Genomic DNA, 15,825 nt, shown 5'->3' with positions numbered 1-15,825 from the left:
TGGTGGCGACCCCATTCGCGGGCAAGCCCGCTCCCACAAGGCCACTGAAATCCCTGTGGGAGCGGGCTTGCCCGCGAAGAGGCCCTATCAGGCGCTACACAATTTACTCGTCGTCGAAATTGTAGCTGCCCGGCGCCAGGTTTTCGAAGCGGGTGTACTTGCCGATGAACGCCAGTCGCGACGTGCCGATCGGGCCGTTCCGCTGCTTGCCGATGATGATCTCGGCGATGCCTTTATGCTCGGTTTCCGGGTGATACACCTCATCCCGGTACACGAACATGATCACGTCAGCATCCTGCTCGATCGCTCCGGATTCCCGGAGGTCGGAGTTGATCGGGCGTTTGTTCGGTCGTTGCTCCAGGGAACGGTTGAGCTGCGACAGCGCCACCACCGGGCAGTTGAATTCCTTGGCCAGGGCCTTCAAGGAACGGGAGATTTCGGAAATCTCGTTGGTCCGGTTATCACCGCCGGAACCCGGGATCTGCATCAATTGCAGGTAGTCGATCATGATCAGGGCGATGTCGCCATGCTCACGCACCAGGCGTCGGGTCCGCGCGCGCATTTCCGACGGGCTGATACCGGCCGTATCGTCGATGAACAGCTTGCGGTCGTTGAGCAGATTGACCGCCGAGGTCAGCCGCGGCCAATCGTCGTCGTCCAGGCGACCGGCCCGGACCTTGGTCTGGTCGATCCGGCCAAGGGACGACAACATACGCATGATCAGCGATTCGCCTGGCATCTCCAGCGAGTAGACCAGTACGCACTTGTCGCTGCGCAGCACGGCGTTTTCCACCAGGTTCATCGCAAAGGTGGTTTTACCCATGGACGGACGGCCGGCGACGATGATCAGGTCGGACGGCTGCAGGCCGCTGGTCATCCCGTCGAGGTCGGTGTAGCCGGTGGACAGGCCGGTAATGGCGTTGTCGGTGTTGAACAAGGTGTCGATGCGGTCGATGGCCTTGGTCAGCAGGTCATTCACGCTCACCGGGCCGCCGGTTTTTGGCCGGGCCTCGGCGATCTGGAAGATCTGCCGCTCGGCTTCGTCGAGAATCTCTTCCGCGGTACGGCCTTCAGGGTTGAAGGCGCTGTCGGCGATCTCGGTCGCGATGCCGATCAGTTGCCGCAAGGTCGCCCGCGCGCGAACGATCTGCGCATAGGCCTTGATGTTGGCGACGGACGGCGTGTTTTTCGCCAGTTCGCCGAGGTAACCAAGACCACCGACTTGCGAGGTCTGCCCTTCCTTGTCCAACTGCTCGGCAAGGGTCACGACGTCGATTGGCGAGTTCCGGTCGGCCAGTTTGGCGATCGCACGGAAGATCAAACGGTGGTCATGCCGATAGAAATCGCCGTCCGAGACTTGATCGAGCACGCGTTCCCAGGCGTTGTTATCCAGCATCAGACCACCGAGCACGGCCTGTTCGGCCTCGATGGAATGCGGAGGCACCTTCAGGGAAGCGGTTTGCAGGTCATATTGCTCAGGAGCGGAGATATCGTTCATGGCCACTTGGAATTAGAGGTGAAAATCAGGAACTGCAGAAAGACAAAGGGCACGACCTGTAAACAGGATCGTGCCCGATGTTACCGGCAAGCACCCGAGGGTGCCAGCCGACAAGTGCTGCTTAAGCTGCTACCACGACAACGCGTACGGTGGCTTCAACTTCGGCGTGCAGGTGCACGGCTACGTCGAATTCGCCTACGTTGCGGATGGTGCCGTTCGGCAGACGAACTTCGCTTTTTGCCACTTCAACGCCAGAGGCGGTCAGTGCATCAGCGATGTCGTGAGTACCGATCGAACCGAACAGCTTGCCTTCGTCACCAGCGGTGGCAGTGATAGTCACTTCCAGCTCAGCCAGTTGGGCGGCACGGCTTTCAGCCGAAGTTTTACGATCTGCTGCGGCTTTTTCCAGCTCAGCGCGACGCTCTTCGAACGCAGCCAGGTTGGCAGCGGTCGCAGCGGTAGCTTTGCCGTAAGGCAGCAGGTAGTTACGACCGTAACCAGCCTTAACGTTCACTTTGTCACCCAGGTTGCCCAGGTTGGTGACTTTTTCCAGAAGGATCAGTTGCATGTGAAAATCCTCTTAACTTTTAACCTTCACCGTTCGCGCTATCGGCATCTTTCGGTGCCGAACGACCGCGAAAATCAATCAGGCTGTCGACGATGGCCAAGACCACCAGCAACGGATAGATCAGCTGCATAAACAGCAACAGCGTGACGTACAACCCCACCAGCCAGAACCTGGCCAGTCGCTTTTGCGCCACCAGCCCATGAATCAGGGCCAGCCCGGCGAACACCAGCGGTACACTGCACAACGGCGTCAACATGGCCATCTGTGGACCGATATTCGGCCCCAGAAGCATGAACGCCAGCAGTAACATCGCCGGCCCCAGCGGGAATCGGATGGCGCGAAACTCGCGACCAAAACCACCCGGGTTGTACAACAACGCCTGCCAGTAGCGCCCGACAATCAGGCTCAGCACACTGACGATTTGCAACAAGGCCGCAATCAGGCCGGTCAGGACCGGTGCAATCAGGGACGCAAAATGCGCTTGCTCGTCTGCCGACAACTTCTCGTAGACATCACCGAGTAGCGACGGCATGACTTTTATCAACGCCTGCGCCAGCATCTCGATTTGGGGACCAAAAGCCGTCCCCAGCACCACTGAAAACACCACTCCCATCGCTATGCTGACCAGCAGCACGCGGTTCCAGGACTCACTTGCGCGCAAAACCAACGCAAGGCTCCAAGACCCCAGCAACACCAGAAGTGAGCGTGGGTCATCGGCGTAAAGCCACCAGATCAATGCCGGCAGCAATCCCAGAGCAAGAACGCTCGAGGCGTCCTTCAATCCGCGCCGCAGGAGCACGAAGCATCCCGCGGCAGCACCCAACCAATACAACAACGGCAATGCCGCGCATCCAGCCACTACCAGAGTGGCCTGCATACGGCCGCGCATGATGAACTCAGCTATGGCACGCATGCTTTCAATCCTTTGCTACGTGTCGACTGCCCGGTCTCAGCGGCCGTGGCTGTCGGTGTAGGCCAGCAGGGCCAGGAAGCGGGCGCGCTTGATAGCGGTGGCCAGCTGACGCTGATAACGTGCTTTGGTACCGGTGATACGGCTTGGAACGATTTTGCCGGTCTCGGATACATAAGCTTTCAGAGTGTTGAGATCTTTGTAATCGATCTCTTTCACGTCTTCAGCGGTGAAGCGGCAGAATTTACGACGACGGAAGAAACGTGCCATGTAATAGGCTCCTCAAAAGGTCCGTGGATTACTCGTCAGCGTTATCGCTGTTGTCGCTGTCATCACTATCAGCGCTTTCAGCGCCTTCGTGCTCAGGACGGTCGCGACGCTCACGGCGCTCACTGCGGTTTTCTTCAGCCTTGAGCATCTCGGATTGGCCGGTAACGGCTTCTTCGCGACGGATGACCAGGTTACGGATCACTGCATCGTTGTAGCGGAAGTTGTCTTCCAGCTCGGCCAGGGCCTTGCCAGTGCATTCAACGTTCAGCATCACGTAGTGAGCCTTGTGAACATTGTTGATTGCGTAGGCCAGTTGACGACGGCCCCAATCTTCCAGACGGTGGATTTTGCCGCCGTCTTCTTCGATCAGCTTGGTGTAACGCTCAACCATGCCGCCGACTTGCTCGCTTTGATCCGGGTGGACCAAAAAGATGATTTCGTAATGACGCATGAATGCTCCTTACGGGTTGTAGCCTGCCGCTCAAAAGCGGTCAGACAAGGAGTGAATGACACTTATGGACTTGCTTGCGATAGACACATGCGTGCCTGCCGTCACAGCAAGGGGCGCAATTGTAGAGAAGGGACAGGAGAGGTGCAAGGCAATTGGTGATTATTTGAACAGCCACGACTATTTGCCCAAAACACAAACCACTGTGGGAGCTAGCCTGCTAGCGATGAGGAAATAACATTCAATATTGATGTTGAATGTGACTCCGCCATCGCTAGCAGGCTAGCTCCCACAGGAGGGGGGTTACCGCTGGATCAGGACTTTTTGGCGGTACCGGCGGCTTTGACGCTGCGCTGGCGTTGGGCCTCGAACAGGCACACGCCGGTTGCCACGGACACGTTGAGACTGCTGACGCTGCCGGTCATCGGCAGGTGTACCAGGTAGTCGCAAAGGTCGCGAGTCAGGCGACGCATGCCGCTGCCTTCCGCGCCCATGATCAGGATGGTCGGGCCGGTCATGTCTTGCTGATACAGACTCTGCTCAGCCTCGCCCGCCGTACCGACGACCCACAAGCCACGCTGCTTGAGTTTTTCCAGGGTGCGCGCCAGGTTGGTCACGGCGACCAACGGAATCACTTCCGCCGCGCCACAGGCCACTTTTCGTACCGTCGGGGTCAGGGTGGCTGACTTGTCCTTCGGCACGATCACCGCCAACGCACCGGCCGCATCGGCCGAACGCAGGCAAGCACCGAGGTTGTGCGGATCGGTCACGCCGTCGAGCACCAGCAGCAGCGGTGCGCCTTCGGTGCGATCGAGCAGCTCGTCGAGCATTGCCTCGCCCCAGACCTGGCTTGGACTCACGTCCGCCACCACGCCCTGATGCACGCCTTCAACCCAGGCATCCAGCTCACGACGCTCGGCGTTGCCGACGGCGACGCGATTTTCGTTTGCCAACTGGATCAGCGTTTGCACGCGCGGATCGCTGCGGCCTTCTGCCAGCCAGATCTGCTTGACGCGTTTCGGGTGGTGACGCAGCAACGCCTCTACCGCGTGTACGCCGTAGATTTTTTCCAGATTACTCATGACTTGGCCTTAGGTTTACGCGCCCCGCCGCTTTTGGCAGCTGGAGCGGTACCCGCTTTTGGCGGGCCTTTACGGTGTTTGCTCGGTTTTGCTGGCTTGCCGCCGGGAGCCTTGTCAGGCACCGACCGTCCGGTCTTTCCCCCAGACGCCGCTTTACCGCCGCTTTTCGCTTCAGACAACAACGCCTGCTTCAATTCACGGCTTTTGCGCAGCTCGGCATTTTTTGCCGCCGCATCGCTTGGGCGATAGGCTTCGACAGCCTTTTCCTTGGCAGGACGACGACCGGTTTTCGCCGGCGCCGGCTCTGCTGCGGTTTTAGCTGCTGGAGCAGTTGTTTCAGCGCCACGCTTTTTACGGCCAATCGGCGCACTGATGGTTTTTTCAGCCATCTCGAAGTCGATCTTGCGTTCGTCGAGGTCAACGCGCATGACGCGCACTTCAACGGTGTCGCCCAGACGGAAGCTGCGACCGGTACGCTCACCGGCGAGGCGGTGGTGCACAGGATCGAAGTGGTAGTAATCCCCCGGCAGCGCGGTGACGTGCACCAAGCCTTCGACGTAGATATCGGTCAGCTCGACGAACAGGCCGAAACCGGTCACGGCGGTGATCACACCCGGGAACGATTCGCCCACGCGGTCTTTCATGAACTCGCACTTGAGCCAGTTCACCACGTCGCGGGTCGCTTCGTCGGCACGGCGCTCGCTCATCGAGCACTGCTCGCCGAGCTGCTCCAGGGCCGCTTCGTCGTACGGATAGATGCGCGCTTTCGGAATGGTCATCGCGCCGGCACGGCGAACGTGCGGCGTATCCTGCTTGGAATGGATAACGCTGCGGATCGCCCGGTGCGTGAGCAAGTCCGGGTAGCGGCGGATCGGCGAGGTGAAGTGGGTATAGGCTTCGTAATTCAGGCCGAAGTGGCCCTGGTTATCGGCGCTATAAACCGCTTGGCTCAACGAACGCAGCATGACGGTCTGGATCAGGTGGAAATCCGGACGGTCCTTGATGCTCGCCAGCAAGGCCTGGTAATCCTTCGGCGACGGGCCCTCCTTGCCTTTGTGCAGGGACAGGCCGAGCTCGCCAAGGAAGGCGCGCAGTTTTTCCAGACGCTCCGGTGGCGGACCGTTGTGCACGCGATACAGCGCAGGAATTTCGTGTTTCTTCAGGAATTCAGCAGTGGCCACGTTGGCCGCCAGCATGCATTCCTCGATCAGTTTGTGCGCATCGTTACGCACGGTCGGACGGATTTCAGCAATCTTGCGCTCAGTGCCGAAGATGATCCGGGTTTCCTGAGTTTCGAAATCGATCGCACCCCGCACGTGACGAGCGGCCAGCAGCACTTTGTACAGTGCGTAAAGCTGCTTGAGGTGCGGCAGAACGTCGGTGTACTCGCCACGAAGCTGACGCGCCTCGGTGAGTTTCGGCGTTTCCAGCATCGCGCTGACCTTGTTATAGGTCAGGCGAGCGTGGGAGTGAATCACCGCTTCGTAGAAGCAGTAGTCGGTCATCTCGCCGGATTTGGAGATGGTCATCTCGCAAACCATGGCCAGGCGATCGACGTGCGGGTTCAGCGAGCACAGGCCGTTGGACAGCTGCTCAGGCAGCATCGGCACCACGCGCTCGGGGAAGTACACCGAGTTACCGCGAACCTGGGATTCGTTGTCCAGCGCCGAACCGATCTTCACGTAGCTGGAGACGTCGGCAATCGCCACGTATAACTTCCAGCCACCGGAGAACAGGCGCAGCTTGCCTGGCTTGGATTCGCAATAAACCGCGTCATCGAAGTCCCGCGCATCTTCACCGTCAATGGTTACGAACGGCAGATGGCGCAGGTCGATGCGCTTCTCTTTGTCTTTCTCTTCGACTTCAGGCTTGAGCTTGGCGGCTTCTTTGAGCACAGCCTCAGGCCATACGTGCGGGATATCGTACGCGCGCAGGGCGACGTCGATTTCCATGCCCGGCGCCATGTAATTACCCACGACTTCAACCACGTCGCCTTGCGGCTGGAAGCGTGGCGTCGGCCAGTGAGTGATCTTCACTTCGACGAATTGACCGATCTGGGCATTGGCGTTGCGACCCGGCGTCACCAGCACTTCTTGCTGGATCTTCGGATTATCCGCAACGACGAAGCCGATACCGCCTTCTTCGAAGTAACGACCGACGATGGTCTCGTGAGCACGGGACACCACTTCGACGATCATGCCTTCGCGGCGACCGCGACGGTCCAGGCCGGAAACACGGGCCAGGGCACGGTCGCCGTCGAACACCAGGCGCATTTGCGCCGGGCTCATGAACAGGTCGTCACTGCCGTCGTCCGGAACCAGGAAGCCGAAACCGTCACGGTGACCGCTGATGCGGCCCAGGATCAGGTCGAGCTTGTCCACCGGCGCATAAGTGCCGCGACGGGTGTAGATGAGTTGAGCGTCGCGCTCCATGGCGCGCAGGCGGCGGCGCAGGGCTTCGATCTGGTCTTCTGTGGTCAGACCAAACTCTTCGACCAATTGCTCGCGGTTAGCAGGCGAACCCCGATCAGCAAGGTGCTGAAGGATCAGTTCGCGGCTAGGAATAGGGTTTTCATATTTTTCCGCTTCACGAGCGGCCTCGGGATCGAGGGACTGCCAATCGGCCATTAGAGAGTTTTCACCTTGTCTATATGCGGGTTAGTTTGGCATAGGCGTAATGAAACGGGAAATTTCAAGCTATGACAGCCCATCTAAAGCCCTTTATCGACCCCGTAAGGCTTACTTGAATGCCATTGGTAACATTTTTCAGGTTTTTTTAAGGCCAGGGGTTTACAGTTAAAAAGACGCTCCGTATAGTGCGCGCCATCGACGACGCACTAGCGTTGCCGATACTGCCCAGATGGTGAAATTGGTAGACACGCCAGCTTCAGGTGCTGGTGACCGCAAGGTCGTGGAAGTTCGAGTCTTCTTCTGGGCACCAATTTCGAGCTTGAGATTAGATCAATTTCAAGGCTCGCACAAAAACCCGCGAAAGCGGGTTTTTTGCATTCCAAGCGTCTGATTTATTAAAACTAAATCAGGGGTTTACAGATCAAAAAGCTCTCCGTATAGTGCGCCACATCAACAGCGGCAACGCTGAAGATTATGCCCAGATGGTGAAATTGGTAGACACGCCAGCTTCAGGTGCTGGTGACCGCAAGGTCGTGGAAGTTCGAGTCTTCTTCTGGGCACCAATTCAAATTTCAGAGTCGATCTGAAATTTCACAAGAACCCGCGAAAGCGGGTTTTTGCGTTTCTGGCGTTTACAAAATCAACGCCCCTACCCCGTACCTCACACGACCTGTCGCAGCCGAACGCAGGCTTCGCCAGCTGCAACAAGAGCACCCCACAACCGCTCTAGCAAACCATTGGCAGCCCCGCAAGGCGCACTTGAGAAACAATATCGTTTATCATTGTTACAAGTTTTTGCAATGTGACAGTGAGGAACCCTGCGAATGATGTTTCGAAATACCCTGCGCCGAGGTCTGACCTTTACCCTCCTCGGCCTGGCTCTCGCCACGCCCCTCACCCAAGCCGCCGACGCGGTTGCCCTGACGCTCTATAACGGTCAACACAAAGAAGTCGGCGACGCCATCGCCAAAGCCTTCGAAGCCAAGACCGGCATTCACGTCAATGTGCGCAAGGGCAGCAGCAACCAGCTCGCCAGCCAGGTCGTCGAAGAGGGCGATCGCTCCCCCGCCGACGTGATCTACACCGAAGAATCACCGCCCCTGAACAAACTCGGCGAGCAAGGTTTGCTGGCCAAAACCGACGACGCCACCCTCGCCGTCCTGCCCAAAGACTATGTCGCCGGCAATGGCACCTGGATCGGCATCACTGCTCGCGTTCGGGTCGTTGCCTTCAACCCGAAGCTGATCGATGAAAAAGACCTGCCCAAATCGGTGATGGAATTCTCCGATCCAAAATGGCAAGGCAAGGTCGGCTTTGTGCCCACCAGCGGCGCGTTCCAGGAACAGGCCGTGGCGATCATCAAAGTGCACGGCATGGACGCCGCCGAAGAATGGCTGACCGGCCTGCGCGCGTTCGGCAAGACTTACAGCAACAACATGGTTGCGCTGAAGGCTGTGGAGAACGGCGAAGTCGCCACCGTGCTGGTGAACAATTATTACTGGTTCGCCCTGCAACGCGAAAAAGGCCAGCTCGATTCGAAACTGCATTACTTCACCGGCGGCGACGTCGGCGGGCTGATCACCGTGTCCAGCGCGGCGGTGCTGAAATCCAGCAAGCATCCAAAAGAAGCCCAACAATTTCTCGCCTACATGGCCAGCGAAGAAGGTCAGCGCGTGATCACCCAGACCACCGCCGAATACCCGCTGCATAAAGGCATGGAATCGGATCGCGGCCTCAAGCCGTTCAGCGAACTGGAGGCACCGAAGGTCACGCCTGCCGACCTCGGCAATGCCGAAGAAGCCCTGGACCTGGAACGTGACGTTGGCTTGAACTGATGAGCACATCGTTATCCGCCCCCGCATTGCGCGGGGGTTACGTACCACGGCGCAAGCGGCCGTCGATCTGGTTGCTGCTGCCGGTTTTGCTGCTGGTCGTGCTCAGCCTTCTGCCGCTGGCGTATGTCGGGCTCAAGGCCTGGCAAGCGGGCTGGGCCGAGGCGATACATTTGCTGTGGCGGCCTTATGTCTTTGGCCTGCTGCGCAACACCCTGGCGCTGATGGTCGGTGTGACGCTGGCCTGCGGTGTGATCGGTCTGTCGCTGGCGTGGCTGCTGGAGCGCAGCAATCTGCCGGGGCGCCGATTGTGGGGCGTAATCCTGTGCCTGCCGTTCGCCGTACCGGCATTCGTCAGCAGTTTTACCTGGGTGTCGCTGAGCGCGCATTTCGAAGGCTTGGGCGGGGCAATCCTGGTGATGACCCTGTCCAAGTACCCGCTGATCTTTCTGCCGGTGGCGGCGACCCTGCGCAATCTCGATCCCTCCCTGGAAGAGTCCGCCCGCACGCTGGGGCAGAATCGCTGGGGCGTGTTCTTCCGGATCACCCTGCCCCTGCTCTGGCCGTCTCTGCTGGCCGGCTCGCTGTTGATCGCCCTGCACATGCTGGTGGAGTTCGGCGCGCTGTCGATCATCGGCCTGCAAACCTTCACTACGGCGATCTATCAGCAGTTCGAACTGGAATTCAGCAACGCCAACGCGGCGATGCTCTCGGCAGTGCTGCTCGCGCTGTGCCTTTTGCTGCTGTGGCTCGAACTGCGAGTGCGCGGCAAGGGCCGGCACGTGCGCACCGGCCAAGGCGCAGCGCGGCATGCCGAACAGGTTCGTCTGGGGCCTTGGGCCGTAACAGGACAAATTTACTGCCTGACGCTGGCGATCATCGGCAGCGGCATTCCGTTGGGCATGCTGGTGTATTGGCTGGCCGTGGGTTCGTCGGCGGCATTCCCGGTGGCGGCGATCGGCGAGGCGTTGCTTTCGTCCCTGGCGCTATCACTCGGCGGTGCGGCGTTGTGCCTGGTGCTGGCGGTGCCGGTGGGGCTGCTGGTGGTGCGTTTTAAAGGTCCATTGGCGATCTGGGCCGAACGCTTGCCCTATCTTCTGCATGCGCTGCCTGGACTGGTGATTGCGCTGACGCTGGTGTATTTCGCCCTGCACTATGTGCCGGTGCTGTACCAAACGTCGGCGTTGCTGTTGATCGCTTATGCGCTGCTGTTCCTGCCTCTGGCTCAAGCGCCGATTCGCACAGCACTGAACAAAGCGGCGCCACAGTTGGAAGAGGCTGCCCGCACGTTGGGCGCATCGTCGTTCAGCGCGTTTTGTCGGGTGACGTTGCCGATTATTTTCCCGGCGCTGGGTGCGGCGTTTGCGCTGGTGTTTCTGGATGCAATGAAGGAGCTGACGGCGACGCTGCTGCTGAGTCCGACCGGGCTTAATACGCTGGCCACCGAGGTGTGGGCGCATACCGCGAATGTCGAGTTTGCGGCGGCGGCGCCCTATGCGGCGTTGTTGATTGTGGTGTCGGGGTTGCCGGTTTATCTGCTGACGACGCGGATGTACTTGAGCCGCTGAAAAGCTTCGCGGGCAAGTCGAATCGTCGCACCGCTCGCTCCTACATTGGATCGTGTGATCCCTGTAGGAGCGAGGCTTGCCCGCGAAGGCGTCAGATTAGCCAACACAAATCCTAAGCCCGAAACTGCCCCAGGCTCGCCTTCAACTGCGCCGCCAACCCATCCAGCACTTTGCCGCTGGCCGTGGTTTCCACCACCGCCTGAGCTGCCTTCTCAGCCTGCGCATGAATCGTCTCGACCCGACCCCGCACCGCTTGCGCACCTTGCGCCTGATGCGCCGCTGCCTGCGTCGCCAGACCGATTGCCGCATGCACTTGCTCGACCGATGCCTGCACCGACTGCTGCAACCGCGCACTGTCACGCAACACCAGCAATCCTTCGCTGGCCTGGCGCCCGGCCTGCCCAATCGCGGCAACGGCCTCACGCGCGCCTTGCTGCAAGGCAACGATGTGCGCCTGGATATCGCCGGTGGAGCTCTGCGTCTTGCTCGCCAACGCTCGCACTTCGTCAGCCACCACCGCAAACCCGCGACCGGTCTCGCCGGCACGCGCCGCTTCGATGGCGGCGTTCAGCGCCAGCAGGTTGGTTTGCTCGGCGATCCCGTGAATCACCGTCAGCACCACTTCAATCTGTTCACTCTGTTGCGCCAGTCGCTCGATGACTTTCGCCCCGGTGTCGACCTGCCCCGCCAATGCCTCGATCAGGCTGCCGACTTTCGCCGAAGTCCGGGTGTTTTCATCGGTGGCCTGACGGATGTCCACCACTTGCTGCAACGCCGCCTGCATGGCGTGACTTTCAGACTGGGCTTCGTCAGCCATCTGCGACAACGCACGCAAGCTCTCGGCCACTTCATCGCGCTGCATACCGGCCGCCGCATCGGCCCCGGCATTGCGCAGGGTCATGGCGCCGATTTCCACGCCGGTACGCTGGGCCACATCACCCGCCTCACGCACGATCGGCTGCAACTTATCCACAAAGCGATTGACCGCCGAGGCCATGTCGCCGATTTCGTCCTTGCTGTTGATCTGCACGCGTTTCGTCAGATCACCTTCACCTGCGGCCAGGTCATCCATGGCGGCAATCAACATTTTCAAGCGATTGACCACTCGACGGCCCAACACCACCGCGAGCAACAGCAGCACACCGCAACCTACCAGCGCCAGGCCCATACCGATGCGCCAGCGCAAAGTGCCCGCTGCTTCCTGCACGGTACTGGTGGTGTTGGCTTTCATTTCAGCAGCGGTGGACTGCGCCGACTGCAGGCGTGCGCCCATTGCCGCAGCGCTATCAGCTGCCGCGCCTTTGAGGCTGTCGCCCACCAACTGATCACTGCTGGCGATCAGCGCCGAGAAACGCTTGTCGAGGGCCGCCAGATCGATTTCCACCGACGCGGTCGAGACGCCCATCAAGACCTTGCCGATTTCCACGCCATTGGGGTTGATCGAGGATTCGAGGTAGTAGACCGACGGATCGTTTTTCGCCGCATCCAGCACCTTGTCCAGCGCCCGCTCGCCCTGGCCTTTCTCCAGCAACGCCTTGTTGATCGGGTTTTCACGGTTCAGGTAGCGCGTCAGGTGCTGCCCCGTGGCGTCGTCGTACACCACAAACAACACGTTGGGATTGCGCTGGGCCCGGCGGGCGAATTCGGACAGGGTTGGAACGTCGCTATCCCACATCGCGCGGGGTGCGACCGAGGCCAGAAGCTGCGCCATATCATTGGCGGAATCCTTCAGGTCCTTTTCCAGCGTCGCGCGCAACTGCGCCTGCTCGTCCTTCAATCGCGAGGACAAACCGGCCGTGAGGCGCTGCCGCGTACTCGCGGAGAGGCTGTCGAGGCTCGACGTGACTTCACGCCCTGCCTGCTCGAGTTCACCGGAGAGCTTTTGGCTGTCGACACCCAGGCGCACACCGAGATCGGCTTCCAGTGCAGTCACTGTGCTCCGGGTCAGGGCGACAGCCACCAGCACCTGCACCAAAAGGGCGATACCAAGGGTAACGAACACCGGCCGCAACAGACGGCTTTGTAACAATGAGAGAATGGCTGACACTTAAAATCCCTCTGCTTGGCGCCATTAAATTGATGGCGCGCTGGAAGCGATGCTTTTAATCAACATCACAGCAAAGGTCGTGCCGTCCGACAGGCACAAACGACAAAGGCCCCGATTAAGGGGCCTTTGTGTTTTACATCAACGACTTATTAAGCGAACGGGTGACGCAAAACGATGGTTTCGTTGCGGTCCGGGCCCGTCGAAATAATGTCAATCGGCGCACCGATCAGCTCTTCGACACGCTTGATGTAAGCACGGGCGTTAGCGGGCAGCTCTTCGATGGTTTTGGCACCCACAGTCGACTCGGTCCAGCCCGGCACTTCTTCGTACACTGGCTGCAGGCCCAGGTAGCTGTCAGCATCAGTCGGGGCAACGGCATTGCCTTGCGCATCGTTGTAGCCGACGCAGATGTTGATGGTTTCGAGGCCGTCGAGCACATCGAGCTTGGTCAGGCAGATGCCCGAGATGCTGTTCACATCGATAGCGCGACGCAGGATAACGGCGTCGAACCAGCCGCAACGACGGGCACGGCCGGTGGTCGCGCCGAACTCGTGACCTTGTTTGGCCAGGTGCGCACCCACTTCGTCAAACAGCTCAGTCGGGAATGGACCCGAACCTACGCGAGTGGTGTAAGCCTTGGTGATGCCCAGGATGTAATCCAGGAACATAGGGCCAACGCCCGAACCGGTCGCCACGCCACCTGCGGTGGTGTTGGAGCTGGTCACGTACGGATAGGTACCGTGGTCGATGTCGAGCAACGAACCTTGGGCGCCTTCGAACATGATGTCTTTGCCAGCGCGACGCAGATCGTGCAGCTCGGCCGTCACGTCCAGCATCAGAGGCTTGAGCAGTTCAGCGTATTCCTTGCACTCGGCCAGGGTTTTTTCGAACTCGATGGCAGGCTCTTTGTAGTAACCCACCAGCATGAAGTTGTGGTAGTCCACCAGCTCACGCAGCTTGTCTTCAAAGCGCGGCATGTTGAGCAGGTCGCCCACACGCAGACCGCGACGTGCAACCTTGTCTTCGTAAGCCGGGCCGATGCCGCGACCGGTCGTACCGATCTTCAGCTCGCCACGGGCCTTTTCACGGGCCTGGTCCAGCGCTACGTGGAAGGACAGGATCAGCGGGCAGGACGGGCTGATACGCAGGCGCTCGCGCACCGGTACGCCTTTCTCTTCCAGCTTGATGATTTCCCGCAGCAGAGCGTCGGGTGCAACCACCACGCCGTTGCCGATCAGGCACTGCACGCCTTCGCGCAGCACGCCCGACGGGATCAGGTGCAAGACGGTTTTCTCGCCATCGATCACCAGGGTGTGACCCGCGTTGTGGCCACCTTGGTAGCGCACTACGGCGGCAGCATGTTCGGTCAGCAGATCAACGATCTTGCCTTTGCCCTCATCACCCCATTGGGTGCCCAGGACTACGACATTCTTACCCATAACACTTGTCCTCATTCGCGCAAACTTGGTGCCGGCCGCGGCCGACAGGAAAACTCAAGAAGCCAGTGGCGATACTTGCCAAAGCCCGTTCTGCTGAATCAATTGCCGGTCGCAGTCCGCTTCACGGGCGGCGGCCAAAGGTTGCCCAGGCAATGCCTGAACGACACGCTGACCCTCACTGCGCAACTGGCAAACCTGCTGCCAGAGTGCCGCATCCGTACTGTCTGGCATCCAGATACCGCCAGACGGTAACTCGATCTCAGCACGCCCCAGGGTCACCAGGGTTTTCAAATCGGTAGAGAAGCCGGTTGCCGGACGAGCGCGACCGAAGTCGGCGCCGATGTCGTCGTAACGACCGCCCTGAGCAATGGACTGGCCAACACCCGGAACGAACACCGCGAACACCACACCGGTGTGGTAGTGGTAGCCGCGCAACTCGCCCAGGTCGAAGTAAAGCGGTAATTCAGGGAAACGCGTGGACAGACGCTCGGCAATCGCCAGCAAGTCGTCCAGAGCGGCCAGAACCGGCGCCGGCGCATTCGCCAGACGCTCGCGGGCAGCGCTCAATACTTCACGGCCGCCACACAAATCCACCAACGCTCGCAGCATGCCCGACAAATCGGCAGGCAAGCCTTCGGTCAAGGTAATGACCTCGTCGATCGCCTTGCGTTGCAATGCATCGAACAACTGTTGCTCAACTTCACCGGACAAACCGGCGGCGCGGGCCAGGCCGCGGTAGATGCCGACATGACCGAGGTCCATGTGCACATCCGGCACATCGGCCAGTTGCAACATGGCCAGCATCAGGCTGATGACTTCCACGTCGCTGCTCGGGCTGGCATCGCCGTACAACTCGGCGCCCAGCTGAATCGGGCTGCGCGAGGACGACAAGGCCCGTGGCTGAGCGTGCAGCACGCTGCCGGCGTAGCACAGACGGCTCGGACCTTCGCGACGCAGGGTGTGCGCATCGATGCGCGCCACTTGCGGCGTGATGTCGGCACGGAAACCCATCTGCCGACCCGATTGCGGGTCAATGACCTTGAAGGTACGCAGATCGAGGTCCTGGCCCGCGCCGGTCAGCAGGGATTCCAGGTACTCGATATGGGGAGTCACGACAAACTCGTAACCCCAGCTCTGGAACAGATCCAACACCTGGCGACGCGCTACTTCGATGCGCGCCGCTTCTGGTGGCAGTACTTCTTCGATGCCATCTGGCAGCAGCCAGCGGTCTACCGTTGCCATTACGCCATTCCCCTATGATCCGGGCGGCAAGCCGTTGGGCGAGCCTTGAGTGAAGCAGAAAATGATCGGTTCGTGCACAAACCACGCGCAAGAACAACGTGGCGAAAAGCCTGATATCGGCTTCGCCAACCACTTTCCTCGAAAAACCTGTCGAGTCATTCAACTCGATGTCTTGCCTGACTACCGCAATCAAACGTGCAGACGCAAAAAAGCCGGGAATTTCCCGGCTGCCGCATCATACACACGTTTTCCCAAAGGATCACCCCGCCCGAGGCTTTAGCCGCCAGGCGG

At 59.8% G+C, this 15,825-nt stretch carries 12 protein-coding genes and 2 tRNA genes; 4 read left to right on the top strand and 10 right to left on the bottom strand.

Translation table 11 applies throughout. The features are described 5' to 3' along the window. Positions 1-103: 103 nt before the first annotated feature. The 7 genes from dnaB to rnr all read right to left on the bottom strand — a co-directional run bounded on the left by dnaB (position 104) and on the right by rnr (position 7,403). Positions 104-1,498 (bottom strand): replicative DNA helicase, encoded by a 1,395-nt coding sequence (gene dnaB / locus ACA057_RS02645; protein WP_059405803.1) that lies wholly within the window; start codon positions 1,496-1,498, stop codon positions 104-106. A gap of 121 nt (positions 1,499-1,619) precedes the next feature. After that, positions 1,620-2,066 carry a 50S ribosomal protein L9 gene (rplI, locus tag ACA057_RS02640; protein ID WP_003197251.1) on the bottom strand — a complete coding sequence of 149 codons (447 nt, stop codon included), beginning with the start codon at positions 2,064-2,066 and terminating at the stop codon, positions 1,620-1,622. A 19-nt stretch (positions 2,067-2,085) separates the two neighbouring features. After that, positions 2,086-2,979 carry a YybS family protein gene (locus tag ACA057_RS02635; protein WP_401359646.1) on the bottom strand — a complete coding sequence of 298 codons (894 nt, stop codon included), beginning with the start codon at positions 2,977-2,979 and terminating at the stop codon, positions 2,086-2,088. A gap of 36 nt (positions 2,980-3,015) precedes the next feature. Beyond that, positions 3,016-3,246 (bottom strand): 30S ribosomal protein S18, encoded by a 231-nt coding sequence (rpsR, locus tag ACA057_RS02630; protein WP_002551829.1) that lies wholly within the window; start codon positions 3,244-3,246, stop codon positions 3,016-3,018. A gap of 28 nt (positions 3,247-3,274) precedes the next feature. Beyond that, positions 3,275-3,697: a 30S ribosomal protein S6 gene (rpsF, locus tag ACA057_RS02625; protein WP_003217491.1), complete on the bottom strand. Its 423-nt coding sequence runs from the start codon at positions 3,695-3,697 to the stop codon at positions 3,275-3,277. Positions 3,698-4,008: 311 nt separating this feature from the next. Continuing rightward, positions 4,009-4,776 (bottom strand): 23S rRNA (guanosine(2251)-2'-O)-methyltransferase RlmB, encoded by a 768-nt coding sequence (gene rlmB / locus ACA057_RS02620; protein WP_309677785.1) that lies wholly within the window; start codon positions 4,774-4,776, stop codon positions 4,009-4,011. Beyond that, positions 4,773-7,403: a ribonuclease R gene (gene rnr / locus ACA057_RS02615; protein WP_497345725.1), complete on the bottom strand. Its 2,631-nt coding sequence runs from the start codon at positions 7,401-7,403 to the stop codon at positions 4,773-4,775. The genes rlmB and rnr overlap by 4 nt, the downstream gene beginning before the upstream one ends. 226 nt (positions 7,404-7,629) lie before the next feature. Here rnr and ACA057_RS02610 point away from each other — a divergent pair. From ACA057_RS02610 to ACA057_RS02595, 4 genes are all read left to right on the top strand, one after another. Next, positions 7,630-7,716: transfer RNA gene (locus ACA057_RS02610), tRNA-Leu, on the top strand. Between the two features lie 166 nt (positions 7,717-7,882). Continuing rightward, positions 7,883-7,969: transfer RNA gene (locus ACA057_RS02605), tRNA-Leu, on the top strand. Positions 7,970-8,230: 261 nt separating this feature from the next. Beyond that, positions 8,231-9,241, top strand: coding sequence for an extracellular solute-binding protein (locus tag ACA057_RS02600; RefSeq protein WP_497345723.1), 1,011 nt, complete (start codon positions 8,231-8,233; stop codon positions 9,239-9,241). Continuing rightward, positions 9,241-10,806 (top strand): ABC transporter permease, encoded by a 1,566-nt coding sequence (locus tag ACA057_RS02595; RefSeq protein WP_497345721.1) that lies wholly within the window; start codon positions 9,241-9,243, stop codon positions 10,804-10,806. The genes ACA057_RS02600 and ACA057_RS02595 overlap by 1 nt, the downstream gene beginning before the upstream one ends. Positions 10,807-10,918: 112 nt before the next feature. Here ACA057_RS02595 and ACA057_RS02590 read toward each other — a convergent pair whose 3' ends face one another. From ACA057_RS02590 to ACA057_RS02580, 3 genes are all read right to left on the bottom strand, one after another. After that, a complete protein-coding gene (locus tag ACA057_RS02590; protein WP_497345719.1) occupies positions 10,919-12,853 on the bottom strand; it encodes a methyl-accepting chemotaxis protein in 1,935 nt (644 codons plus the stop codon). Positions 12,854-13,002: 149 nt separating this feature from the next. After that, positions 13,003-14,292 carry an adenylosuccinate synthase gene (locus tag ACA057_RS02585; RefSeq protein WP_497345717.1) on the bottom strand — a complete coding sequence of 430 codons (1,290 nt, stop codon included), beginning with the start codon at positions 14,290-14,292 and terminating at the stop codon, positions 13,003-13,005. A gap of 54 nt (positions 14,293-14,346) precedes the next feature. After that, positions 14,347-15,534: an ATP phosphoribosyltransferase regulatory subunit gene (locus ACA057_RS02580; RefSeq protein WP_007939588.1), complete on the bottom strand. Its 1,188-nt coding sequence runs from the start codon at positions 15,532-15,534 to the stop codon at positions 14,347-14,349. Positions 15,535-15,825 lie beyond the last annotated feature (291 nt).

This window comes from Pseudomonas sp. LBUM1661 (assembly GCF_059695925.1).
Note: the sequence above shows the minus strand (reverse complement) of the source record. Positions and strands in the feature narration are given on the sequence as shown.

What these genes read in the sequence shown, in the direction of transcription:
- ACA057_RS02635 (WP_401359646.1), bottom strand. Translation starts at nt 2,979, where the DNA reads ATGCGTGCCATAGCTGAGTTCATCATGCGCGGCCGTATGCAGGCCACT.
- rlmB (WP_309677785.1), bottom strand. Translation starts at nt 4,776, where the DNA reads ATGAGTAATCTGGAAAAAATCTACGGCGTACACGCGGTAGAGGCGTTG.
- ACA057_RS02585 (WP_497345717.1), bottom strand. Translation starts at nt 14,292, where the DNA reads ATGGGTAAGAATGTCGTAGTCCTGGGCACCCAATGGGGTGATGAGGGC.
- rnr (WP_497345725.1), bottom strand. Translation starts at nt 7,403, where the DNA reads ATGGCCGATTGGCAGTCCCTCGATCCCGAGGCCGCTCGTGAAGCGGAA.
- rpsF (WP_003217491.1), bottom strand. Translation starts at nt 3,697, where the DNA reads ATGCGTCATTACGAAATCATCTTTTTGGTCCACCCGGATCAAAGCGAG.
- rpsR (WP_002551829.1), bottom strand. Translation starts at nt 3,246, where the DNA reads ATGGCACGTTTCTTCCGTCGTCGTAAATTCTGCCGCTTCACCGCTGAA.
- ACA057_RS02595 (WP_497345721.1), top strand. Translation starts at nt 9,241, where the DNA reads ATGAGCACATCGTTATCCGCCCCCGCATTGCGCGGGGGTTACGTACCA.
- rplI (WP_003197251.1), bottom strand. Translation starts at nt 2,066, where the DNA reads ATGCAACTGATCCTTCTGGAAAAAGTCACCAACCTGGGCAACCTGGGT.
- ACA057_RS02600 (WP_497345723.1), top strand. Translation starts at nt 8,231, where the DNA reads ATGATGTTTCGAAATACCCTGCGCCGAGGTCTGACCTTTACCCTCCTC.
- dnaB (WP_059405803.1), bottom strand. Translation starts at nt 1,498, where the DNA reads ATGAACGATATCTCCGCTCCTGAGCAATATGACCTGCAAACCGCTTCC.
- ACA057_RS02580 (WP_007939588.1), bottom strand. Translation starts at nt 15,534, where the DNA reads ATGGCAACGGTAGACCGCTGGCTGCTGCCAGATGGCATCGAAGAAGTA.